We start from the raw sequence: 23896 nt of genomic DNA, 5'->3' as shown, positions 1-23896 counted from the left end.
CCATTAAACTGTATTTAAAAATTGCAATATGAAACAATCAAAATTTAAAATATTACTGGTAGGGGTTACCACTTCGATGGTACTGTTCTACGCATGTTCTAAAAACTTTCTCGATAAATCACCCATCGGTTCATTAGACCAGAATACCCTTGCCAACAAAGCAGGTGTGGAAGGTGTATTGATCGGTGCCTATTCCATGCTGGATGGTTACGGTGGTGCCGGCGGTGGCTGGCAGAGTGCCGGATCCAACTGGGTATATGGTGGTGTAGCGTCTGATGATGCGTACAAAGGTTCCGATCCGGGTGACCAGGCAGATATCGTTCCGATCGAAACCTATTCACCCACTGCTTCCAATGGTTATTTTAACCAGAAATGGCAGGCGGTATACGATGCTGTACAACGTTCCAACGACGTATTGCGTCTGATGGCTTCTGCTACAGATATCAGTGATGCGGATAAAAAACGTATTGAAGCAGAAAGCCGTTTCCTGCGTGCGCATTATCACATGGAAGCAAAAAAAATGTGGAATAATGTTCCTTTTGTTGACCAGACCATCACCTATGCTGCCGGTAATTTTAATGTATCGAACACAGCAGATATCTGGCCCAATATTCTGGCTGATCTGGATTATGCCATCGCTAACCTGCCTGCTACACAAAGTTCTGTAGGACGTGCCAATTCATGGGCTGCCAAAGCGCTGAAAGCAAAAGCGCTGATGTTTAAGAAAGACTATACAGCTGCTTTGCCTATCCTGAAAGATGTGATCGCCAATGGTGTTACTGCTTCGGGAAAGAAATATGCGCTGATGCCTAATTTCTTCGACAATTTCAATGCAGAAACCAAGAACTCTGCAGAAGCCGTATTCTCTTGCCAGCAATCTGTTAACGATAACTCCAGTGGTGACAATGGTGGATGGGGAGATGTATTGAATTTCCCTTACAATGGTGGTCCCGGCGGTTGCTGCGGATTTTACCAGCCTTCTATCAGCCTTGCCAATTCCTATAAAGTGGATGCCGTAACCGGGTTGCCTTTACTGGATACCTGGAATGCTGTTGATTTCAAAAATGATCAGGGTCTTACTTCTTCACAGCCATTTACACCTGACGTTACCACACCGGTAGATCCACGTCTGGATTTCACTATTGGCAGAAGAGGTATTCCTTACCTGGACTGGGGTTTACACCCGGGTAATGACTGGGTACGTGACCAGAATAATGGCGGACCTTACGCTGCGATCAAACACGTTTACTACAAACGCCAGGCAGGAGCTTTAACAGATAATTCATTCTGGACTGCGGGTGTAACTGCCAATAACTATACTTTCATTCGTTTTGCAGACGTATTATTATGGGCTGCAGAGTGTGAAGTAGAAGTTGGTTCACTGGTCAATGCCGTAACACTGGTTAATCAGGTTAGGTCAAGGGTGAAAGACAATCCGGCTACCTGGGTTAAACAGGCTGGTGGTGCTAATGCTGCCAATTACCAGATAGGTTTATACCTTGTGTTCCCTGATCAGGCCTATGGCCGCAAGGCAGTTCGCTTTGAGCGCAAACTGGAACTGGCTATGGAAGGACACCGCTTCTTCGACCTGGTTCGTTATGGTACAGCCGATGTTGAGCTGAATGCCTATATCGCCAAAGAAAAAGCAAAACGTACTTACCTGAACAGTGCTACTTTCACTAAAGGTAAAAACGAATACTTCCCGATTCCCCAGTCTCAGATCGATCTGAGTAAAGGTGCATTAAAACAGAATCCCGGTTATTAATAGCCTTGCATGTTTCATCATAAATCTTAAGAAAGAGGCGGTGTTTTACACTGCCTCTTTCATTTTTTTTAAGGATATTGTAGTCCATATTTTTTTAGTTCCTGAACCTGCTTCCATGAAATATCCTTTCAGATATTCTATTCTGTTTGTTGTTGTTTTTTCTGCCGTTTTGTTTTTTTCCTGCAAAGGCAAACACACATTATTCTCCCGTATTGATCCGGAAACATCCGGGATTCACTTCAATAATACGATCATAGAAAATGATTCAGTAAACGTACTCGATTTCGAGAATGTGTATAACGGAGGTGGGGTAGGCGTGGGCGATTTCAATAATGATGGCCTCGCTGATTTGTATTTTTCTGGGAACCTGGTGGCGAATAAATTATATCTCAACAAAGGGAAATTTTCTTTTCAGGATATTACGGAAGCGGCAGGTGTGAATGGGGAAGGCAAATGGTGCAGGGGTGTATCTGTGGTTGATATCAACAATGATGGCCTGATGGATCTGTATATAAGTGCCACTTTGCGCCGCGATTCCAAACTGCGGGAACACCTTTTATATGTAAACCAGGGGAATGACAAAGAAGGCGTACCTCATTTTAAAAATCTCTCCAAAGAATACGGATTAGCAGATACTACGCACGGAACAATGGCGGCTTTTTTTGATTATGATAACGACGGCGATCTGGATGTGTATATGGTCAATAATGAGATCGTAAAAAACGACTACCCTAACCGGTTCCGGCCTATTTTGAAAGACGGTAGTCATAAGAATACAGATAAACTTTTCCGCAACGATTGGAGCGCTGAGCTGCAACACCCTGTATATACCGATGTATCGAAAGAAGCAGGTATTTTACAGGAGGGCTATGGCCATGCTGTTACCATCGCGGATATTAATAAAGATGGCTGGAAAGATATTTATGTAAGTAACGATTATCTCTCCAACGACCTGTTATGGATCAACAACCGAAACGGTACTTTCAGTGAGCAGTTGAATATGTATTTCAAACATACGGCCGCCAATGCCATGGGGAATGACATTGTTGATATAAATAACGATGGATTAAGTGATGTAATAACACTGGATATGAACCCGGAAGATAATTTCCGGAAGAAGATGATGATGAATGCCAACAGTTACCAGACCTACCAGAACAGCGATTATTTCGGTTATCAATACCAGTATGTTCGTAATACCCTGCAACTGAACCAGGGCCCGCGTGTAACACAAAACGATTCTATCGGAGCACCCATTTTCAGTGATATATCTTTTTATGCCGGTATTGCTGAAACGGACTGGAGCTGGACACCGCTGGTGGCCGATTTTGATAATGATGGGAACCGGGATATTATTGTTACCAACGGGTTTCCGAAAGATGTAACGGATCATGATTTTGTGGCTTTCCGGAATACTGCTTATGCAGTGGCTACCAAAAAACAGTTGCTGGCCCAGATCCCGGAAGTGAAAATTCATAATTATGCTTTCCGGAATAATGGCGATCTGCATTTTACCAATGTAACCAATGAATGGGGATTAACCATTCCTACTTTTTCCAATGGTGGTGTGTATGCAGATCTTGATAATGATGGTGACCTGGATGTAGTGGTTAACAATATCAATGATGAAGCCGGTGTTTTCCGGAATAATGAACGTGAACAGCAAAAAGAGAACACTCACTTCCTGCAGGTAAAACTGGCGGGCGACTCACTGAACAGGAACGGACTGGGTACCTGGCTGGAAATTTATTATGATACGAATAAAAAACAGGTCCTCGAATATTCTCCCTACCGTGGGTACCTCTCTTCTGTAGAGGGCTATGCACATTTTGGTTTGGGAAAAACAACTGTAATTGATTCACTGATCGTTCGCTGGCCCAATGGAAAGATGCAACGGCTCGATAAAGTAAAAGCAGATCAACGCATCACTGTGACCAGTAAAGAGGCACAGCTTTCATTCTCTTTTGGTCAGGATACTTTTGCGAAGGATACCTGGTTCACCGATATTACGGGTGCTGTAAACATTAATTATATACACCCGGAAAAAGATTTCGTTGATTTTAATATCCAGAAACTGATCCCGCATAAGTTTTCTGAGTATGGTCCGGCACTCGCTGTTGGCGATGTGGATGGAAATGGGCTGGATGACCTGGTAACGGGCGGTTCCTTTTCTTTCAGTGGTCAGATCTTCCTGCAACAAAATGATGGGAAATTCAGCCAGAAAAATCTCATCGATAAAGCAGATATCAATACCAAGCGATGGGAAGATGAAGGAATGATCCTGTTTGATGCAGATGCCGATGGCGACCTGGATCTGTATGTATCCAGTGGTGGATATGAAAACGATAAAAATGCATTGGTATACCAGGACAAATTGTATGTAAACGATGGAAAAGGAAATTTCACCATCGATGTCAAGGCTTTGCCCACCAATTTTACAAGCAAGTTATGTGTAAGAGCAGCTGATATTGATAAGGACGGAGATCTGGACCTTTTTGTATCGGGCAGAGTAGAGCCATGGAATTATCCCAAACCAGTGTCGAGTTTTATTTACCGGAATGATTCAAAACCCGGTGAGATACGTTTTACAGATATCAGCGATCGGGTAGCAAAAGAATTAAAAAATATTGGGCTTGTTTGTGATGCATTGTTCACTGATTTTGATAATGACGGATGGACAGACCTGGTGCTGGCAGGTGAGTGGATGCCGGTAACTTTTCTGAAGAACGATAAAGGTGTTTATAAAAATGTAACCGCTGCTACTGGAATCGGCCAGCAGACCGGTTGGTGGAACAGCATTGCCCCGGGCGATTTTGATAATGACGGTGATATTGACTACATCGTAGGAAATATGGGCCAGAACTCTTTCTATCGCGCCAGCGAAAAATATCCGGTTCATATTACGGCGGCTGATTTCGATAAGAATGGAAGCTATGATGCATTTCCTTCCCTTTTTCTGCCGGATAAAAAAGGGGAGATGAAAGAATTTCCTGCCCAGACGAGAGATGATATTGTGAAGCAGATGATCAGTATGCGTACCCGTTTTCAGAATTATAAAACCTATGCAACGGCAACCATTGATCAGTTATTTACGCCCGAACAGTTCAAAGCATCGCAGCGACTGGAAGCCAATACTTTTCAGTCTATGTACCTGAAGAACGAAGGCAATGGACAATTCAGTATGTTGCCCTTACCGCAACAGGCGCAGTTCTCAACCCTGAATGGAATGTCTGTTATGGATTTTGATGGAGATGGTAATCTGGATGTAGCCATCAATGGAAATGATTACGGAACTGAAGTCTCTGTTGGAAGATATGACGCATTAAATGGTCTGGTACTGAAAGGAAATGGTAAAGGAGAATTTACAGCATTGTCTATTCTGCAAAGCGGGATCTTTTTACCGGGTAACGGAAAATCCATGGTGCAGTTGAGAGGTAAAGAAGGTAATGCTTTACTGGCGGCCAGTGAAAACCGCGGCCCTTTGAAAATATTCAAACAGAAATTGAAAGTAAAAACAGTGCCGGTTACTCCTGCGGATGTGAGTGCGGTATTGCTGATGAAGGATGGACGAAAACAAAAACAGGAACTGTATTATGGGGCATCTTTTTTATCCCAGTCGGGAAGATTTCTGCAGTTACCCGAACAGGTAACCGGTCTTGAAATCAAAGATGCCAAAGGGAACCTCAGGAGGATTCAGCTTAATTAATGTAAAAGATAACGTTATGAAAAAGTATGTCTATGCAGGTTTGTTTGTATCAGCCGGATGGCTGTTAACGGCCTGCGGTGGTAAAAAAGCAACTGCCATTGATGATGCAGCCGTGTTGCACAATAACCAGGATCAGTTAACCCAGATTATCATATATGATGTATTTACACCGCCGGTAAGCAGCAGGATTTATGTCTATTCTTCACTGGCTTCTTATGAAGCTGTTCGTTTTGCCAGGCCGGGTAGCCCGTCTATTGCGGCTAAACTGCATGGTTTTGCCCCCATGCCAGAACCCGAAAAAGGGAAAACGTATAATTATACATTGGCCGCTACACAGGCTTTTTTTACAGTAGTGCATAAAGTGGTGTTCTCGCTTGATTCCCTGAAAGCGTATGAGGAGGCTACCATGGAAAAATTCAAGGCATCGATGGATGAAGAAACTTTTCAACGTTCAGTGGCTTTGGGCGATACCATTGGGAAAACGGTGCTGGCAAGAGCCATGAAAGACGGCTATGCCCAATCGAGAGGCAAACCTAAATTTTTGGGAAACAATGAGCCGGGTCAATGGCATCCAACACCGCCTGATTACCTTGATGGGATAGAATGGTGTTGGAATACCATGAAGCCAATGGTCATGGATTCAGCTTCGCAGTTCATGCCAGCCCGACCCCCTAAATACAGTACAGACAGTAACAGTTTCTTTTTCAAGGAAGTAAAAGAAGTATATACGATCGGAAAAAATCTGACAGAAGAAGAGAAAACCATTGCTAAATACTGGGATGATAATCCGTTTGTAATCGAACATTCCGGACATATGATGTTCGGCAATAAAAAAATCACTCCCGGAGGTCACTGGATGGGAATAGCAGCCATTGCGGCGCAATCAAGTAAAGCAGATGCAGTGAAAACAGCGCAGGGATATGCCTTAACGGCGATTGCTTTATACGATGCTTTTATTTCCTGCTGGGATGAAAAATACAGGAGTAATGTGGTTCGTCCGGTTACAGTGATCAATGAACACATTGATAAGGGATGGACCCCGTTTCTGCAAACACCTCCTTTCCCGGAATATACCAGCGGGCATAGTACCATTACTGCTGCAGCTGCTATGGTGCTGGCGCATCTCTATGGTGATAAGTTTGCCTTCCAGGATACCAGTGATCTGCGCTATATCGGCATGCAGCGGCATTTTAATTCTTTTCAGGAAGCTGCAGCAGAAGCATCTATCAGCCGGGTATACGGCGGAATTCACTATCGTAATAGTGTAGATGTTGGTGCAGAAGCGGGAAAAAAAGTAGGGACAAATATTATCAACCGGATTTTCAAATAATTTTCAGCTTAGGTTATGGAGAAGATAGTTCCGTTGGGTGTGGTAAAAGTTCTTTGATGAATGCGGATGGCTGCATAATGTTCGATCACATCTTTGGCACCATGAAAGGTAAGATCTGTTCTGGCATCTTCCTTACCGATACCAATGGCATGCATACCCGCGCCCGTGGCAGATTGTATGCCACTGATTGCATCTTCGAATACGAGGCAGTGTTCGGCTGCAATATTCATTTTAGTGCCCATGGCCAGGTAAGGTTCGGGATCAGGCTTACCCTTGCTAACGTCATGAGCGGTAACAAAATGAGAGAACTGCTGCAGTAGTCCCAGCTGCCTGATCATTTCCTGCATGCGGGAATGATGAGAGCTGGTAACAATACCAGTAGGAATTTCCAATTCCTGTAGTGTTTGTACAAAGGATACAATACCGGGTATGGGGCCGGGTTGCAAATCTTGGTCAAACAGGTAAGCTGATACGCGGATCTCTTCCAACTGTTTGGCTGATAGGTGATGGAAGAGACCTGAAAGTGTATCGCCGATTTTTCGGCCATGGATCCACTGGCGGATCAGTGGTTCTGTGAGTGAGATGCCGTATTTGTCTGCCAGTGTTTTCCAGAATTCCTCGATAGCGGGATTGGAATCAACGATCACACCGTCTAGATCAAATATGACTGCCTGAATACGATATTGCATACAATAAATGATGATCACACTAAACTATTTATTTACACGCATTTTGTTATGATTGCTATCTATTATTTTTTCAAAATTTTCGACATGAGAAAAACACTAATGTTTGCTTCTTTATTATTGAGTATGACCTCTTTTGCGCAGGATGCCAAAAGACAGATTGCGATTATTCCGGAACCGGTTTCAGTGAAACAGGGTGCAGGCAGTTTCCGCTTACCTGCCCAAATCCGCATAGAAGCACCGGCGAACCCGGAACTGAAACAGGTACTGGCTGTGTTAAAACAGCATTTGTCTGCGGTAGCCGGCAGTACATACTCGGTAAGTACTGTTTCGCCTGGAGCTGATATCAGACTTATTTTGAACAGTACGGAAAATCCTGCTATTGGTAAAGAAGGATATCAGTTGTCTGTTACCCAGAAAAATATTCAGATCAAAGCCAATCAGCCCGCAGGGCTTTTTTATGGCGTGCAATCTCTCTTGCAGCTTTTTCCTAAAGAGATAGAGAGTAAAGAGCGTGTTACTGGTGTAAAATGGCAAGCACCTGTAGTAGAAATTACAGACAACCCCCGTTTTGGCTGGAGAGGATTGATGTTTGATGTGGCCCGTCACTTCTTTACCAAGGCGGAAGTAAAACAGTTCATCGATGATATGGTTCGTTATAAATACAACCTGCTGCATCTGCATCTTACCGATGACGAAGGCTGGCGCCTGGAGATCAAAGGATTGCCAAAACTTACTGAAGTAGGTGCCTGGAATGTGAAAAAAACAGGTTATTTCGGCACTTTCAGCAAACCTACACCCGATGAACCCAAAGATTATGGGGGATTTTACACACAGGATGATATCAAAGAACTGGTGCAATATGCGAAGGAACGTTTTGTTGATATCCTGCCCGAAATAGATGTGCCCGGTCATAGCCTGGCCGCAGTGGTATCTTATCCTGAATTATCCTGTACGCCGGAAGCCAATACTTACCAGGTAAGATCCGGAGAAGAGATCATGGATTGGTCTAAAGGAAATCCGCCTACCGCTTTGGTAGATAATACCCTTTGTCCTGCCAATGAAAAAGTGTACGAGTTTCTCGATAAAGTAATGACACAGGTAGCACAGCTGTTCCCTTTTGAATATATTCATGTGGGAGGAGATGAGTGCCCCAAGAACTACTGGGAAAAATCTCCAGCTATCAAAGAATTAATGCAGCGGGAGGGATTACACCATATGGAAGAAGTACAGAGTTATTTTGAAAAAAGACTGGAGAAGATCGTTTCATCCAAAGGCAAAAAATTCCTCGGATGGGATGAGATCCTGGAAGGTGGCCTTGCCTCCGGCGCAGCAGTGATGAGCTGGCAGGGAATGAAAGGAGGGATTCAGGCTGCTAAAATGAAACATGAAGTGGTGATGAGTCCTACGACTTATACCTATATCGATTATATGCAGGGGGATCCGATTATCGAACCACGCATCTACGCTTCCTTACGGTTGAACAAGACGTATGAATTTGAACCTGTACCGGATGAAGTGGATCCAAAATATATCAAAGGCGGACAGGCCAACCTCTGGACAGAGCAGGTGTATAATATGCGTCACCAGCAATACATGACCTGGCCCCGTGCATTTGCCGTAGCAGAAACACTCTGGTCTCCCAAAGAAAAAAAGAACTGGAATCATTTCTTCGGAAAAGTGGAACAGCATTTTGAAAGATTTGATGTGGCGGATAAAAAATATGCACCCAGTGTGTACGATCCCAGTTTTGCGGCCAGTTTCACAGCTGATAAACAACTGAAGATAGAGCTGGGTAAGGAAGTAGAAATACTGGATATCTATTATTCATTCGATAACAGCTTTCCGGATAACCACTATCCTAAGTATACCAGTGCACTGATAGCACCAAAAGATGCCGTGATGCTGAAAGTGGTAACTTATAAAGGCAAAAAACAAACCGGTCGTATCATTGCCATGCCCATTGCAGAATTGAAATCAAGGGCAGAAAAAGCAAAGAAGTAAATTCAGCCAAATCAAACCACCAAAGGCCGCTGTTCTGTAATAGCGGCCTTCTCTTTTGTGTTTTTTAACAGGCGGTACTGTTTGGGTATAAAACTGTCTCTGTTTTCTTCGTATTTTTAAAAGGTGGTCATTTATCCTGCTGTTATTGCATGTGACTGACACATGTGCCATCATGAAACAAAAGTTGCTCTATTTTTTACTGCTTACTATACTCTGTTTTCAGGCTAACGGACAACTTTGTAATGGCAGTCTCGGAGATCCCGTTGTAAATGTTACATTCGGCTCAGATGCTACACCCAATGGCCCTTTAAAGGCTGGCATTACCAATCTGCAATATGTAACTTCCGGTTGCCCGGGCGATGGACAGTATACCATTACCAATATGTCGTTTGGTTGTTTCGGTAATACCTGGCACCTGATGGTGGGAGATCATACCGGAGATACCGGTGGCCGATTTATGCTGGTAAATGCTTCACCGGAACCCAGCGAGTTTTATGTAGATACCGTAAAAGGCTTATGTGCCAATACCACTTTTGAATTTGCTACCTGGGTAGCCAACGTTTTAAAACCCACCGCCTGTGGTGGTACTGGTGTGAAACCCAACCTTACTTTCCGGATCGAAACAGTTGCCGGTGTATTACTCCAGAAATTTGATTCGGGCGATATTCCTTTCGAAGGGCAGAAGGTATGGAAGCAGTATGGTACATTTTTTAAAACCCCGGCTGGTGTAAATACGGTGGTACTCCGGATTACAAATAATGCTCCCGGTGGTGCCCAGTGCGGAAATGATCTGGCGCTGGATGACATAACTTTCCGCCCCTGCGGACCGGTTATTGCGGCTACGGTAGATAACAGGATACAATCGCTGATAGATGTATGCGAAACAGAACAAACCCTATTTTCTTTTGCTACCACTTATCCGGCAGCATTCGCCAGTCCGATGGTGCAATGGCAGCTCAGTGTAGATACGGGTAAAACATGGAAAGATATTACGGGTGAGACTTCTTTGAACTTTACCCGTAAAGCAACTGCCGGTGGTATTTACCAGTATCGTGCTGTAATGGCAGAAGCTGCCAATTTCAGTTCGCTCAACTGCCGTATTGCTTCCAATATCACCACCATTAATGTAAATCCTTTACCACCGGTTGGTGCCGATAAAAATCTCCTGGGTTGTACAGGTAGTGATTTCAGGCTAGCTGCCGTAGATGGTTCTGCTTTTACGTATCAATGGTCTGGTCCCAATGGCTTTACCGCCAAAGTGCGGGATCCTTTCTTGTATAATGTGAGTGAGAAAGATTCCGGATGGTATATAGTGCAGATCAGAACGGAACCCGGTTGTACCCGGATTGATTCTTTCCATATTACCGTTTTTCCCGGAACCAAAGCGTTGGTCAGTTCAACAGTAAATATTTGCGAGGGGAGTAGCACGCTATTAACAGCATCCGGTGGAGTCGCTTATCGCTGGTCGCCGGTAAATGGACTTTCCGACAGCAGTTCAGCCAACCCGCTTGCATCACCTGTAGATACCATTTCCTACAAAGTGGTGATTACCAATCAGTATGGATGCAAAGATTCGGCCACTGTACTGGTGAATGTATTACAGAAACTGATCGTTAATGCAGGACCGGATAAAACCATTTTTGAAGGAGATACGGTAACGCTGAATGGCTCTGTTCAAGGCAGTCCGCTCAGTATTTACTGGACACCCAATACCCATATCCAGAATGGGAATACCGTAACACCTGTAGTGAATCCGGTGGATAACACTACTTATACCTTGGCTGCTTTGCCAGGTTCGGGTTGTCCTATAGAAACTGATGAAACATTTGTAAGGGTGTACAAAAAATTACGGGTTCCCAATATTTTCTCACCCAATGGAGATGGCATCAATGATACCTGGGTGATCCAAAACCTGGATACTTACCCGCTGGCTACTGTGAAAGTATTTGCCCGTAATGGCACGCAGGTTTTTGAGACAAGAAATGCCAGCAGGGAATGGGACGGTAACTATAATGGCAGGCCATTACCAATGGCTACTTATTACTATGTAATAGACCTGAACATCAACCAGCCGGTCATTTCCGGCTGGGTAGTAATTGTAAGATGAGATAGGAGATACGCTGAGACCTATTGTACCTTTTTTACCAGGATCGGATCTTCATTTAATCCTTCGATCTTAAGTTTATACCCCTCCGAACTCAGGTAAATCAACACTGCAGGACGATACATATTGGCAAACACTGTGCTGGTAGGATTATCCTGCTTCCAGATCTGTTGGTTCACAAGTTTAAAACTCGTAGAGCCATCCCAACCTTTAAAATCTCCGTCAATATTGCTTTCGATGACTTCCTGTACTTTATTGCAGGTTAGCAGTTTTTCGATTCCCTCAATTTTGATTTTGAATTTTTTACCATCCTGGTACACCAGCAGCTGCGGCTGGCCATTATTGAACTTCTGGTTCACTTTGTCATTGATCTCGTAATAATGAAAATTACTGGTCTTGATCAAACTGCCACGTGTAATGGCTCCATTGATAGGTTTAAAAGGAGTGGTAGAATCTACCAGTTTCATGGTCTCGGTTATCTGGGCCTGTGCTAACTGACAGGTAACGAGCACTAAAAGAGAACAAAGTAATTTTTTCATGATGCGTATGATTTAGGGGTAATTGTTTAATGGTACTATGCTTCTGTCATTTCACGAAGGTATTGCTTCGATTCCTCTTTAAACGCTTTCCGGGGCGATAATCCTAATAGTTGAAACATGGCATTATCCGCTTCAAAACCGGGATTGGCGGTAGTAAGTAACTTATCTCCGGCAAAAATAGAATTGGCACCTGCCATAAAGCAAAGCGCCTGTTCGGCTACACTCATATCATTTCTGCCTGCACTTAAACGTACCATGGTTTTGGGCATCAGGATCCTGGCGGTGGCGATCATGCGAACCATGTCCCAGATATCTACTTTGGTATTGTTCTCCAGCGGTGTTCCGGCCACTGGCACCAATGCGTTAATGGGAACACTTTCCGGATGCTCCGGCATGGTAGCCAGCGTATGCAGCATCTGAATCCTGTCTTCATGTGTCTCTCCCAAGCCAATAATGCCGCCGCAACAAACGGTTACCCCTGCTTTGCGTACATTTTCGAGGGTTTGCAAACGATCGTCATAAGTGCGGGTAGTAATGATATCGCCGTAATGTTCCTTACTCGTATCCAGGTTGTGGTTGTAGGCATATAAACCAGCTTCGGCCAGTCTTAGCGCCTGGTATTCGGTAAGCATACCCAGCGTACAACATACTTCCATCCCCATTTCATTCACGCCTTTTACCATATCCAGTACACGGTCAAAATCACGGTTATCCCTTACTTCTCTCCAGGCAGCTCCCATACAAAAGCGGGTACTGCCGGCTTCTTTGGCTTTTTGTGCATAGGTTAATACTTCTTCTTTCTGCATCAATGCCTGTACATCTACGCCGGTATTGTAACGGGCAGCTTGCGGACAGTATGCACAATCCTCACTGCAACCTCCGGTTTTAATACTCAGTAAGGTACAAACCTGAACTTCAGCGGTATCGTTGTATTGGTGGTGTAAACCTGCTGCGCGATAAATCAGCTCCAGCAGAGGGGTATCGTACACAGCTTTGATTTCAGAAAGGGTCCAGTTATTCCGGATATCTGTAGACATAGGGATCTGTTTATAGTACAAATATAAGCGGGTATCTTATATGCTGAAGGGGTGTGTTGAATGAAGTAGTTACTCTTTCCGGGTACCGATATACGCTCTCCATTTTTCAATAACACCCTGCATATCTTCGGGTAAGGGCGATTCAAATAAAATTTCTTGCTGTGTAACCGGGTGAATAAATCCCAGTGTTCGGGCATGCAGTGCACAACGCGGACAAATCTCGAAACAGTTATCTACAAACTGTTTGTATTTGCTGTAAATGGTTCCTTTCAGAATTTTATCGCCGCCATATTCCCAATCGTTGAAAAGAGTATGCCCGATATGTTTCATGTGCACCCTGATCTGATGGGTACGTCCTGTTTCGAGCACACATTCTACCAGGGTTACATAATTGAATCTTTCGAGTACTTTGTAATGGGTAATGGCATGTTTACCGATTTCTCCTTCGGGATATACATCAAACATTTTTCTGTGCTGTTTATGCCGGGCAATATGACCGGTTACCGTTCCTTCATCAAATTCCATATCACCCCAAACCAGTGCAACGTATTTACGTTTTACCGTATGGTTAAAGAATTGTTTGGCGAGATGCGCCGCTGCTTCCGGTTTTTTGGCCAGCACAATCAGTCCCGTAGTATTTTTATCTATCCGGTGTACCAATCCAAACCTCGGTAAAATATCTTCATCAATACCCGGATGCTGTTGTTCGAGGTAATAAGCCACCCCATTCAGTAAAGTACCGCTGAAATTACCTACGCCCGGATGCACCACCATATTGGCTGGTTTATTAATCACCATCAGGGCATCATCTTCATACACGATATTTAAGGGGATATTCTCTCTTTTCAATACGGTATGCTCCGGGTTAATCAAGCTCATCAACAACAACTCATCACCCGGTTTGATCTTATAATTGCTTTTTACTGTTTTTCCGTTCACCGTTACAAACCCGGCTTCAATACCCTGTTGTACCTTATTACGGGTAGCACCTTCCAGGTGCATCTGGATCCATTTGTCTATACGCAGTGGTTCCTGTCCCTTATCAATGGTAAAGGTTTTGCGCTCATATAGGGCTTCTGATGTGTCTTCGGGCAAATTATCAAGCTCATCCAACATGCGGCAAAAATAAAGGTTTGAAGGGAGATGGCGTGTTTTAACAGCCACCCCCGGCAATTCACAGTGCCAATTTCTTCCTACTTTTGCGCCATGCAACAGGAAGTCTTGTTCCAGGATCTTGGCCGGCAACGCAGTTACAAGGAGATCTGGGATTACCAGGAAAAATTATTAAAAGAGAATGCCGATACAAAGGCCCTGCTGCGGGCAGCAGATCCGGCAGTAGTGGCAGTATTGCCCTCCACTGTTCATCGCCTGCTTTTTGTTGAACATGAACCTGTTTATACACTGGGTAAAAACGGGAAAGAAAGCCATGTGCTGATTTCAGCAGAAGAAAGACGGCAGAAACAGATCGAATACTTCCATATTAACCGCGGCGGAGATATTACGTTTCATGGACCGGGACAATTGGTAGGCTATCCTATTCTCGATCTGGAAAAATTAAAGCCAGATCTGGGCTGGTACCTACGTAGCCTGGAAGAAGTGATTATTCTTACGATGGCCGAATATGGTCTGAAAGGAGAACGCAGTCCCGGCGAAACCGGTGTATGGCTCGATCCTGATCAGAAAGGCAGGGAGCGTAAAATCTGCGCCATGGGCATCAAATGCAGCCGCTGGATCACCATGCATGGATTTGCCTTTAATGTTAATACGGATCTTGACTATTTCAGTCATATCGTGCCCTGCGGCATCGAAAACAAACAGGTAACTTCTCTCCGGAAAGAACTGGGCCGTGAAATTCCTTTCGATGAAGTAAAAGAAAAAGTAAAAAAGAATTTCGAAAAAGTATTCCCCATTCATCTCGTTTCCCCCTGACAAAACATTCACTCATTCACTCACTCACTCATTCACTCATTCTATCATTCATTCACCTCGGCAGAAAGAACTTGTTCTTTTCCATCAGTCTATCATCCTCAAATAACTCAAAATAAAACCAACCTGCATGAACAAAGTCTGTTTTGTCCAGGATCAGTTCCTGCTCTTTCAGGTTTTTGATGCGGAATAGTTCTGAGCCATCTTCTTCATAAAAGATCACAGCATATCTGTGTTGTTTTACCAGTGGCAGCAGAATAGTCACATATCCTTTGTTATTGGTGAAGATATAGTCTGAAGGTTTCCATACATAACGCGGAACAAAAGGCCTGATCTCCACATGTTGCTCATCGCTGGCATATAAGGTGTCCTTGGTTTTATTGGCTACCGAGTCTTTGAATTTACGATACAGGGCGGTTTCCAGTACCTGCAACAGGCTATCATTCCGGTAAATAAATACATAGGCTTTGGGAGGGGGGGCATAGGAGCGGATCTGGCTATGGTATGCATCCAGCGCATACAGGGTATCCTGTGTTTTGTATTTAATCGAGTCTTTCCACTTCAAGAAGGATTTCTTAGTTAACTCAGCCACTACCTGTTGGTCTTTATAAATATAGTATACCTCTTTGTTTACAGGGATCCATTCTACCGACCTCTCGTTCAGGCGACGGAGTTTGTCTTTGGTTTTTGTATTGATGGAATCCTTAAATCGCGCATACCCTGCTTTATCAAAACGGAATAGGATATTCTTTTGTAAATAGATGCTGGTCAGGTTTTTCTTTTCTCCAGCAGTGAGGGTGGGTGTAATGAGTTTTTCTTTTATCGGCGGTATTGATGGTGTAACAGTAGGCAGATCAACAGGCAAAGATTTTACCACCGAACTGGCTTCTACTGCGATGGCCCTGGTGAAAAAATAACTACCTCCCTCCAGCGAATAAAAAATCCGGTAGAAATTTTTCACACTGGGCACCGGTCTGTTATCAACATAACCATTCGAAGCCAGCTCCGGCGATTGCGAAGAAAAAATAGTACGGAAATTTTTGCTGCTGTCAAGGGATCGTTGAATAGCCAACTGAACACAATTACGGTAAGGATTGTTCCAGCTGATCTGGATTTTTCCGCGGGTCAGTTCCCGCGCAGCAAAGTCGGGCAGCAGGCTCTGCGAAAAAGCGGTAAAACATACGAGTAACCCTGTCAGTATTGCAAGTGAACGTAAGATCGGCCTCATGGGTTACAAATATAAAATCAGATCGTTTAAGAAAATGGTAATATGCCGGACGGTAAAGAGTTATTTCCCTGCAATCCGCCGCTATGGATCACCAGTAACCGGCTACCTGTAGGAAAATATTGATTGGATACCAGCTCTTTCACTGCATACAGCAGTTTGGATGTATACACAATATCTGTGGGTAATTGCTCTGCCTCCCAGGTTTCGCACATGAATCGGATCAACTCAGCGGGGTGTTTGGCATAGCCGCCAAAATGATAGTTATGCAGGATGGTAAATGGTGCCTGCTGGCTATTGGATAGTAGTGATTTTACTTCCTGTTCCAGTCCCAAATGGTTTTTGAGAACACTGATTCCGATCAATTGCTGTTCTATGCGGGCAGACCGGATCAGACCCGCCAGCATGGTACCCGTGCCTACGGCACAAATGATATGCGTATAGGCTTGGGTGTCGGCCGATGATAAGATATCACCCGCACCTTTGGCGCCTAACAGGCCATAGCCACCTTCTCGTACCCAATATACCCCCGGGTCAGTGTTAGCGCGGATGATAGTATCCGGATCCCGGAACTGCTCCCTGGTTACAAACCTCAGCTCCATACCCAGTTCCCGCGACTGCCGCAAAGTGGGAGATAGGGGATGGGTTAACTCTCCCCGGATATACCCACGACTCTGCAATCCGGCTTCTTTAGCGGCATAAGCCATGGCCACAATATGATTAGAGAAAGCACCGCCAAACGTGGCAATGGTATGATGGCCGGCCAGGTGGGCTTCCACCAGGTAATACTTCAGTTTAAACCATTTATTGCCCGATACGATGGGATGCAGTAGGTCCAGCCGCAGGATATCTGTCTGCACCTGTTCATCCGAAAAATGGGGCAATGGCTGAACCTTGATATTTTGTAATTTCGCATACATTTTAACCGATCATTCATTCTTTTAACAGCACAATCTTAATCATATTCTGCATGAAACCAACACTTGTGATCTTAGCTGCCGGCATGGCCAGCCGATATGGAAGCATGAAGCAGACCCAGTCTTTTGGTCCTTCCGGCGAAACTATCATGGATTATTCTATTTATGATGCTATCCGCGCAGGTTTCGGCAAAATCGTTTTTATTATCCGGGAAGAGTTTGCAGAAGGTTTTAAAGCCATTTTTGAACCTAAATTACAGGGACGTATTGCTACTGATTATGTTTACCAACACCTGAATGCCTTTACCGGTGGCCGCACTCTACCGGCAGAAAGAACCAAACCCTGGGGAACCGGTCATGCCGTACTTTGCTGCAAAGGAAAAGTAAACGAACCCTTTGCCGTGATCAACGCAGATGATTATTACGGGAGAGACGCTTTTGTGAAAGCATATGATTTCCTGACTACCCAGTGTAATGAACAAACCTATTGTATCCTGGGTTATGAGTTAAAAAACACGCTCAGCGATAACGGTAGTGTAAGTCGTGGCGTTTGTGATATTGATGCTGATAATAACCTCACTGATATCAATGAACGTACCAGCATTTTCAGAGACGGGAACGGCAAAATCACCTACCAGGATGAGACCGGCTTGCATGAAGTATCAGAAGACAGCCTGGTTAGCATGAACTATCTCTGTTTTGCACCCGGTTTTATCGATCTCTGCGAAGAGCAGTTCCACCATTTCCTTGATCAGCATATGAACGAGCCCAAAGCTGAATTTTTTATTCCTACGGCTACTAAATATTATATTCAGTCAGGAAAAGGCGTAGTAAAAGTAATTCCTACTTCTGCCAAATGGTTCGGGGTAACGTATAAGGAAGATGCACCGGGTGTACAGGCCAGTATCAATGCCTTGGTAGCTTCGGGTGAATATCCCTCAGCTTTGTGGACCTGATCCTGGTTATTGATTGATAAAATACTAACAGGGAAGCAAATGCTTCCCTGTTTTTTGCTATGTAATGGCCATAAAAAAACAGCCCGCAAAAAGCGGGCTGTCTAAATCAATAATTCATATCTTATTTCTTAAAAGCTTTCACAGAAAACACCGATTCTTCCAAACGGGTGATCTGCTGTTTTCTTTGTACACCCTTTAAACTCGAGCGACCGGGCAGCTTCAGTCTGGCAAAAGAAGTATCAGCTGCTTTCAGCTCCTCCACCAGTTTATAAATATTTTTAGATTTCACGGCAAAAGCTACGCCTTCGGCTTCCGCCTGGCGGGTACTTAAAATCCCGATCACTTCGCCACTGTTATTGAATACCGGTCCGCCGGAGTTACCGGGGTTGGCGCTGATCTGCACCTGGTAGGTAAGGGAGTCGCTGTTATAACCGGTTCTGGCACTCAGGTAACCTTCTCCGTACACAATATCGTTTCTTGGGTAACCAAGGGTAAATATTTCTTCCCCTAATTCGGCATTGGATTTACGGATGGTATAGGGGAGGGATTTCTGTGGCTGGTATTCTGAATCGTTGATCTTCAGGATCGCAAGGTCGCGGTCTGTATCTATATGGGCAATAGTAGCATTGTATTCCTGCCCTTTATTGTCTACCACAACCGCACCGGAACCTTTCAGCACGTGTGCATTGGTAATAATATATCCTTTAGGATCGATGAGGAAACCGGAACCACCGCTGATCAGCCTGGCGTTTGCAGGGATCTTGCTTTTTACTTCATTGATCAGGGTTCCCTGGTATTGCTGGTTCTTCTTGATTACTTCAATGGCTTTGCTCAACTGCTCAATCTGGTTGCCATTCACTACCGGAGAGAAATAAATGGCCAGTCCACTGATCACCAATGCAATTACGCCACCCACAGAAGCTGCGATAGCGGTTACCCTTTTGTATTTGTTCCAGATCTGGATCACTTTACCGCGGGTGGTCAATTCGCCACCTTCATTGATATCGCCACGCTCCAGTAATTTGGCATGCGACAGCTGTAAGCTGGCACGCAGGTTACGGTGAAGCGCGTAAATGTCCATCTGGTGCAGGAACATGCCATGCTCTACCACCATCTGGTCTATTTCGGGTGTATTTTTCCGGAGCGTCTCAAAATAGTCACGCTCTGCGGCATCCATATCGCCGTGGAGGTAACGTTCGATTGCTTCCAAAAGTAGAATGTCGTCCATGATATTAGTCTCCGATATTATATTGCGAGAAGAACAATTTCTTCAACCGCATCAAACATTTATATTTCTGGTTCTTGGCATTGTCGGCATTGGTGTACCCAAATTCGGCCGCCAGGTCCTGCATTCCCATTTTCTTCAGGTAATACCCCTCCAATAAACTCTTACACGGTTCTCCCAGGCTGTTCAGGGCCCGGTCCATGATGGCAAACTCGGCATTACGCTTTTCGTGTATGTCAAGATCTTCTTCCACCGGAACCGTTTCTTCCATACTGTCGATCCGGTTCGAATATCTACCCAACTGTTGTAATCTTTTCAACCATAAACGCCTGCATATAGAATATACATAGGTTTTGATCTGGCAGGTTAAGACAAATGATTCGCTTTGTGCTTTCTCATACAAGGCGATCATGGCTTCCTGGAAGATATCCCGGGCGTCGTCGTAAGAGCCATTGTTCTGCAGAATAAAAGCCTGAACCATCGAAAAATTATCCTTGTAAATGGTTTCGATGGCTTTGGAGTCGTTCAGTGCCAGTCCCTTCAGTAATGCTTGTTCGTTAGTATCGGCTTTCACTATCTGTACATTTAATACGGTATAGGGGGTAAAAGTAACCCAAAATAGGCCTAAAATATTTTTTTAAAAAACTTCGGCTACCCCGGGTTACCTTTTATCACATGCGGGTATTAATACTAAATTCACTCACAACAAAACAAACAAACATGAAAAAGCTGTTATTCGTATTGGCTCTGGGCGCTTTCGCTGCCTGTAATTCTGGTGAAAACCAAACTCCTGCTGCTGACACAGTAAAAACTGATTCAGTTACTGCCCCAGTTGACACTACCGCTGCTGCTGTAGATACAACCAAAGCTGCTGCAGACACTACCAAGAAGTAATTCTTAAAGCTAAGTGTGTAAGATTTGAGGTGACTTAGCTTGCCGGTCAGAACAGCTTTCGAACTTTTTTTCATATGGCAAGCAATCGTTAGAGGGCGCTCCGTTTCCACGGAGGGCCTTTTTTATGTTGGGACGCTGGAGCGGCCTGACATAAAAATTAACAATTAGCAATTAATAATTAATAAGTAATAAGTAAAAGTTAACCCTATTTCCACCCTCGCCACTACAACAACCAATCAATCCCCAGACCACATCCGTATCCTATCTTAGTTCTAACTAAGGTTTGTTAGTATAATATTTTTTGAGAGATGATGCTATTGAATAGGATCAATGATTATATTTGGCATAGAATGATTCAAAACACAGCAAATACTTTCTATTTTTTCTTTTATTACTTCTTTACACAAAGAAGCCGGGTAGTATTTGCCAAAGCATAAAAGCGAAAACAAATTAAGATACGATCCCGGCCCGAAAGGCCGGGATTTTTTTTGCCCCGCTGTAAGGAAAGGGGGTAATGAAACAGGAAATAATATGACAACTGTAAAACAGGATAAAAGATCTGCCACTACCGATCCGGCTGATAAGCCGGCAGGGATCTGCATTCAGGGGTACGAAGGAAGTTTTCACCAGGTAGCTGCCCGTTCCTTTTTTGGTAAACAGGTAGAAGTGATTACCTGCGCCACTTTCCGCGACCTGATCCGGATATCTTCTGATAAAAAACAGTCCGCCGGCGGAATCATGGCCATAGAAAATTCCATTGCCGGAAGTATCCTTCCTAATTACAACCTGCTGCAGAAAAGCAACCTGAAAGTGATCGGGGAAGTGTATCTCTCTATCAGCCAGAACCTCCTGGTTAACAAAGGCGTGAAACTGGAAGATATCAAAGAAGTGCATAGTCACCCGATGGCCATCCTGCAATGCCTCGATTACCTCGAAAAACAGGATTGGAAACTGGTAGAAACAGAAGATACCGCACTCAGTGCCAAACATATTCACCAGAAACACAGCAAACATGCGGCCGCTATTGCGAGCAAACTGGCGGCAGAATTATACGATATGGATATCATTGCTCCGCATATCCATACCCTGAAAAATAATGTGACCCGTTTTCTCGTATTACAAAGAGAAAAAGAAGTGCAGGAAGTGGCCGATGCGGATAAGGCATCTGTTTATTTCCAGACCAATCACTCCAAAGGCATACTGGCACAGGTATTAAGCCGGATCGCAAAAGGGGGCATTAACCTGAGTAAACTCCAGAGTATGCCCATACCCGGCAGTAATTTCAAATACGGCTTTTATGCGGATCTGGAATTTGATTCCCGCAAACAATTTGAAGGAGTAATGGCTTCCATTGAAGCACTGACGAACAGTGTAAAAATATTCGGTATTTACAAAAAAGGAAAACTTGTAAAAGGTTAATTATGACAGTAGCTACTTCAACAAGACTGGAAGGCATCGGCGAATACTATTTCTCGCAGAAACTACGTGAGATAGAAGAGCTGAACAAACAAGGTAAAAATATTATCAACCTGGGTATTGGCAGCCCCGATCTGCCGCCGCATCCCGATGTGGTAAAAGTGCTGCAGGAAGAAGCGGAGAAGTCTAACACGCATGCCTATCAGAGTTATAAAGGATCTCCGGTTTTACGAAATGCCATTGCCGCATGGTATGCCCGGTGGTATGGTGTTACCATTAACCCCGATACGGAAGTATTGCCGCTGATCGGTAGCAAAGAAGGGATCATGCATATTTGTATGACCTATCTGAACGAAGGAGATGAAGCACTGATCCCTAACCCCGGTTACCCCACCTACAGCAGTGCCGTAAAACTGGCCGGAGGTAAAGCGGTTTCCTATGAAATGAAAGAAGAGAACAACTGGGAACCTGATTTTGCCGCACTCGAACAAATGGATCTGCGGAAAGTGAAACTGTTATGGGTTAACTACCCGCACATGCCAACCGGACAATTGCCAACAGTGGCTTTGTTTGAAAAGATTGTGGCATTTGGAAAAAAACATAATATCCTGGTTTGTCATGATAATCCTTACAGCTTTATCCTGAACGAAACACCCATGAGCCTGCTCAGTGTGGATGGAGCCAAAGAAGTGGTGATTGAGCTGAACTCATTAAGCAAAAGCCAGAACATGGCCGGCTGGCGGGTAGGAATGCTCTGCGCCGCCAAAGAAAGAATTGAAGAAATCCTGCGGTTTAAAAGTAATATGGACAGCGGTATGTTTTTGCCGGTACAACTGGCTGCGGCCAAAGCCCTGAGCCTTGGTAAAGACTGGTACGATGATATTAATGCCATTTACACAGCCCGACGTGAGAAAGTATTTGAATTGCTGCAATTGCTGCACTGTGAATTTTCCAAAGACCAGGTAGGTTTATTCGTATGGGCTAAGATTCCTGCAAAATACCCAAGCGGTTACCAACTAAGCGATGAAGTGCTGTATAATGCCAGTGTATTTATCACCCCCGGTGGCATTTTTGGTTCTGCCGGCAACGGTTATATCAGGGTGAGTTTATGCGGCAGCATCGAAAAATTTGAAGAAGCGATCAATAGAATTAAAAATTAGCAATTAACCATTAATAATTTCTAAACAGAGTTAGTGAGAACGCGTATTCAATTTTTAATTTCTAATTTTTAATTCTTAATTACCATGACAGTTACCATCATCGGGGTTGGCCTTATCGGAGGTTCCATGGCTTTGACATTGAGAGAGAAAGGTTTTGCCACCAGACTGATCGGGGTAGAAGCTAATCCTGCGCATGCATCTAAGGCTTTGGAACTGGGGCTGGTGGATGAAGTAAAGGATTTGCATACAGCCGTTCAGGAATCCGGTCTGGTGATACTGGCAACGCCTATTAACGTGGCTGAAGTTTTGTTGCCACTGATTTTGCAAATGGTAGACAAACAGGTAGTAATGGATGTGGGCTCTACCAAAAAAACGATCTGCGAAGCGGCGGATCAAAGCCCCCAACGCGGACGTTTTGTAGCCACCCACCCGATGTGGGGTACCGAATACAGCGGTCCGGAAGCGGCAGTAAAAAATGCTTTTGAGAAAAAAGCAACCGTGATCTGCAGTAAGGATGCAAGTGATACGGATGCTGTGGAACTGGTAGAAAAAGTCTATGGACTCCTCGGTATGCACATCGTTTACATGAATGCGGAAGCGCACGATGTGCATGTAGCTTATGTAAGTCATATTTCGCATATCACTTCTTTTGCCCTGGCCAATACGGTTTTGGAGAAGGAGAGGGAAGAAGATGCCATTTTTGAACTGGCGAGTGGCGGTTTCGAGAGCACCGTACGTTTGGCCAAGAGTAATCCAGCCATGTGGGTACCCATTTTTATGCAGAATAAAGACAATGTGCTGGATGTATTGAATGAGCATATTGCCCAGTTACGTAAGTTCAAAGCCTGCCTGGAGAAAGAGAATTACGAATACCTGGCCGAGTTGATCGAGAAGGCGAACGGGATCAGGAGAATATTGAAATAGGGCAGCTTCGAGCTGCGAGCCATTAGCTGTGAGCTATCTGCGTATCGAAAAATATGGGGTAACGTTCTATCGACAAGCAAGA

19 protein-coding genes are annotated in these 23896 nt (G+C 44.3%); 11 read left to right on the top strand and 8 right to left on the bottom strand.

The features are described from left to right. Positions 1–28 precede the first annotated feature (28 nt). The 3 genes from AC1RNB_RS09545 to AC1RNB_RS09535 all read left to right on the top strand — a co-directional run bounded on the left by AC1RNB_RS09545 (position 29) and on the right by AC1RNB_RS09535 (position 6801). Positions 29–1765, top strand: a complete 1737-nt coding sequence (locus AC1RNB_RS09545; RefSeq protein WP_493082449.1) for a RagB/SusD family nutrient uptake outer membrane protein — start codon at positions 29–31, stop codon at positions 1763–1765. A 115-nt stretch (positions 1766–1880) separates the two neighbouring features. Then, complete coding sequence (locus AC1RNB_RS09540) at positions 1881–5471, top strand: VCBS repeat-containing protein (RefSeq protein WP_493082448.1); 3591 nt, start codon at positions 1881–1883, stop codon at positions 5469–5471. Between the two features lie 16 nt (positions 5472–5487). After that, complete coding sequence (locus AC1RNB_RS09535) at positions 5488–6801, top strand: vanadium-dependent haloperoxidase (protein ID WP_493082447.1); 1314 nt, start codon at positions 5488–5490, stop codon at positions 6799–6801. Positions 6802–6809: 8 nt separating this feature from the next. Here the strand turns inward: AC1RNB_RS09535 and AC1RNB_RS09530 are convergent, their stop codons facing one another. Next, entirely contained in the window at positions 6810–7490 is a 681-nt protein-coding gene (locus AC1RNB_RS09530; RefSeq protein WP_493082446.1) for an HAD family hydrolase, read from the bottom strand. 84 nt (positions 7491–7574) lie between these two features. Here AC1RNB_RS09530 and AC1RNB_RS09525 point away from each other — a divergent pair, with 84 nt between their 5' ends. After that, positions 7575–9491, top strand: coding sequence for a beta-N-acetylhexosaminidase (locus AC1RNB_RS09525; protein WP_493082445.1), 1917 nt, complete (start codon positions 7575–7577; stop codon positions 9489–9491). A gap of 172 nt (positions 9492–9663) precedes the next feature. Next, a complete protein-coding gene (locus tag AC1RNB_RS09520) occupies positions 9664–11598 on the top strand; it encodes a T9SS type B sorting domain-containing protein (protein ID WP_493082444.1) in 1935 nt (644 codons plus the stop codon). 20 nt (positions 11599–11618) lie between these two features. On the opposite strand, the gene AC1RNB_RS09515 is transcribed toward AC1RNB_RS09520, so the two are convergent. The 3 genes from AC1RNB_RS09515 to AC1RNB_RS09505 all read right to left on the bottom strand — a co-directional run bounded on the left by AC1RNB_RS09515 (position 11619) and on the right by AC1RNB_RS09505 (position 14287). After that, positions 11619–12134, bottom strand: coding sequence for a hypothetical protein (locus AC1RNB_RS09515; protein ID WP_493082443.1), 516 nt, complete (start codon positions 12132–12134; stop codon positions 11619–11621). Positions 12135–12169: 35 nt separating this feature from the next. Beyond that, positions 12170–13171: a biotin synthase BioB gene (gene bioB / locus AC1RNB_RS09510; RefSeq protein ID WP_493082442.1), complete on the bottom strand. Its 1002-nt coding sequence runs from the start codon at positions 13169–13171 to the stop codon at positions 12170–12172. Positions 13172–13240: 69 nt separating this feature from the next. Next, positions 13241–14287, bottom strand: coding sequence for an RluA family pseudouridine synthase (locus tag AC1RNB_RS09505; RefSeq protein WP_493082441.1), 1047 nt, complete (start codon positions 14285–14287; stop codon positions 13241–13243). Positions 14288–14377: 90 nt separating this feature from the next. Here AC1RNB_RS09505 and lipB point away from each other — a divergent pair, with 90 nt between their 5' ends. Then, positions 14378–15100 carry a lipoyl(octanoyl) transferase LipB gene (gene lipB / locus AC1RNB_RS09500; protein WP_493082440.1) on the top strand — a complete coding sequence of 241 codons (723 nt, stop codon included), beginning with the start codon at positions 14378–14380 and terminating at the stop codon, positions 15098–15100. A gap of 52 nt (positions 15101–15152) precedes the next feature. On the opposite strand, the gene AC1RNB_RS09495 is transcribed toward lipB, so the two are convergent. Both AC1RNB_RS09495 and AC1RNB_RS09490 read right to left on the bottom strand, forming a co-directional pair. Next, positions 15153–16325, bottom strand: a complete 1173-nt coding sequence (locus tag AC1RNB_RS09495; protein WP_493082439.1) for a hypothetical protein — start codon at positions 16323–16325, stop codon at positions 15153–15155. 26 nt (positions 16326–16351) lie between these two features. Continuing rightward, positions 16352–17242, bottom strand: a complete 891-nt coding sequence (locus tag AC1RNB_RS09490) for a 1-aminocyclopropane-1-carboxylate deaminase/D-cysteine desulfhydrase (RefSeq protein WP_493082438.1) — start codon at positions 17240–17242, stop codon at positions 16352–16354. A gap of 50 nt (positions 17243–17292) precedes the next feature. Between AC1RNB_RS09490 and AC1RNB_RS09485 the strand changes: the two genes are divergently transcribed. Continuing rightward, positions 17293–18195: a glycosyltransferase family protein gene (locus tag AC1RNB_RS09485; RefSeq protein WP_493082437.1), complete on the top strand. Its 903-nt coding sequence runs from the start codon at positions 17293–17295 to the stop codon at positions 18193–18195. Between the two features lie 121 nt (positions 18196–18316). Here AC1RNB_RS09485 and AC1RNB_RS09480 read toward each other — a convergent pair whose 3' ends face one another. Continuing rightward, positions 18317–19423: a S1C family serine protease gene (locus AC1RNB_RS09480; protein ID WP_493082436.1), complete on the bottom strand. Its 1107-nt coding sequence runs from the start codon at positions 19421–19423 to the stop codon at positions 18317–18319. 4 nt (positions 19424–19427) lie between these two features. Continuing rightward, positions 19428–19994 (bottom strand): RNA polymerase sigma factor, encoded by a 567-nt coding sequence (locus tag AC1RNB_RS09475; RefSeq protein WP_493082435.1) that lies wholly within the window; start codon positions 19992–19994, stop codon positions 19428–19430. Between the two features lie 146 nt (positions 19995–20140). On the opposite strand from AC1RNB_RS09475, the gene AC1RNB_RS09470 reads away from it, so the two are divergent. The 4 genes from AC1RNB_RS09470 (at position 20141) to AC1RNB_RS09455 (ending at position 23814) form a co-directional block, all read left to right on the top strand. Next, a complete protein-coding gene (locus tag AC1RNB_RS09470) occupies positions 20141–20314 on the top strand; it encodes a hypothetical protein (RefSeq protein ID WP_493082434.1) in 174 nt (57 codons plus the stop codon). Positions 20315–20845: 531 nt separating this feature from the next. Next, complete coding sequence (locus tag AC1RNB_RS09465) at positions 20846–21733, top strand: prephenate dehydratase (RefSeq protein ID WP_493082433.1); 888 nt, start codon at positions 20846–20848, stop codon at positions 21731–21733. A 2-nt stretch (positions 21734–21735) separates the two neighbouring features. Beyond that, positions 21736–22890 (top strand): pyridoxal phosphate-dependent aminotransferase, encoded by a 1155-nt coding sequence (locus tag AC1RNB_RS09460; protein WP_493082432.1) that lies wholly within the window; start codon positions 21736–21738, stop codon positions 22888–22890. A gap of 84 nt (positions 22891–22974) precedes the next feature. Then, the gene (locus AC1RNB_RS09455) at positions 22975–23814 is read left to right on the top strand and encodes a prephenate dehydrogenase (protein ID WP_493082431.1); all 840 of its coding nucleotides are present in this window, start codon (positions 22975–22977) and stop codon (positions 23812–23814) included. Positions 23815–23896 lie beyond the last annotated feature (82 nt).

The organism is Sediminibacterium sp. GW821-FHT12F12 (assembly GCF_058806635.1).
Note: the sequence above shows the minus strand (reverse complement) of the source record. Positions and strands in the feature narration are given on the sequence as shown.

Excerpts from the sequence above, each read along its gene's own strand:
- AC1RNB_RS09545 (WP_493082449.1), top strand. The coding sequence starts at position 29 with ATGAAACAATCAAAATTTAAAATATTACTGGTAGGGGTTACCACTTCG.
- AC1RNB_RS09540 (WP_493082448.1), top strand. The coding sequence starts at position 1,881 with ATGAAATATCCTTTCAGATATTCTATTCTGTTTGTTGTTGTTTTTTCT.
- AC1RNB_RS09535 (WP_493082447.1), top strand. The coding sequence starts at position 5,488 with ATGAAAAAGTATGTCTATGCAGGTTTGTTTGTATCAGCCGGATGGCTG.
- AC1RNB_RS09530 (WP_493082446.1), bottom strand. The coding sequence starts at position 7,490 with ATGCAATATCGTATTCAGGCAGTCATATTTGATCTAGACGGTGTGATC.
- AC1RNB_RS09525 (WP_493082445.1), top strand. The coding sequence starts at position 7,575 with ATGAGAAAAACACTAATGTTTGCTTCTTTATTATTGAGTATGACCTCT.
- AC1RNB_RS09520 (WP_493082444.1), top strand. The coding sequence starts at position 9,664 with ATGAAACAAAAGTTGCTCTATTTTTTACTGCTTACTATACTCTGTTTT.
- AC1RNB_RS09515 (WP_493082443.1), bottom strand. The coding sequence starts at position 12,134 with ATGAAAAAATTACTTTGTTCTCTTTTAGTGCTCGTTACCTGTCAGTTA.
- bioB (WP_493082442.1), bottom strand. The coding sequence starts at position 13,171 with ATGTCTACAGATATCCGGAATAACTGGACCCTTTCTGAAATCAAAGCT.
- AC1RNB_RS09505 (WP_493082441.1), bottom strand. The coding sequence starts at position 14,287 with ATGTTGGATGAGCTTGATAATTTGCCCGAAGACACATCAGAAGCCCTA.
- lipB (WP_493082440.1), top strand. The coding sequence starts at position 14,378 with ATGCAACAGGAAGTCTTGTTCCAGGATCTTGGCCGGCAACGCAGTTAC.
- AC1RNB_RS09495 (WP_493082439.1), bottom strand. The coding sequence starts at position 16,325 with ATGAGGCCGATCTTACGTTCACTTGCAATACTGACAGGGTTACTCGTA.
- AC1RNB_RS09490 (WP_493082438.1), bottom strand. The coding sequence starts at position 17,242 with ATGTATGCGAAATTACAAAATATCAAGGTTCAGCCATTGCCCCATTTT.
- AC1RNB_RS09485 (WP_493082437.1), top strand. The coding sequence starts at position 17,293 with ATGAAACCAACACTTGTGATCTTAGCTGCCGGCATGGCCAGCCGATAT.
- AC1RNB_RS09480 (WP_493082436.1), bottom strand. The coding sequence starts at position 19,423 with ATGGACGACATTCTACTTTTGGAAGCAATCGAACGTTACCTCCACGGC.
- AC1RNB_RS09470 (WP_493082434.1), top strand. The coding sequence starts at position 20,141 with ATGAAAAAGCTGTTATTCGTATTGGCTCTGGGCGCTTTCGCTGCCTGT.
- AC1RNB_RS09465 (WP_493082433.1), top strand. The coding sequence starts at position 20,846 with ATGACAACTGTAAAACAGGATAAAAGATCTGCCACTACCGATCCGGCT.
- AC1RNB_RS09460 (WP_493082432.1), top strand. The coding sequence starts at position 21,736 with ATGACAGTAGCTACTTCAACAAGACTGGAAGGCATCGGCGAATACTAT.
- AC1RNB_RS09455 (WP_493082431.1), top strand. The coding sequence starts at position 22,975 with ATGACAGTTACCATCATCGGGGTTGGCCTTATCGGAGGTTCCATGGCT.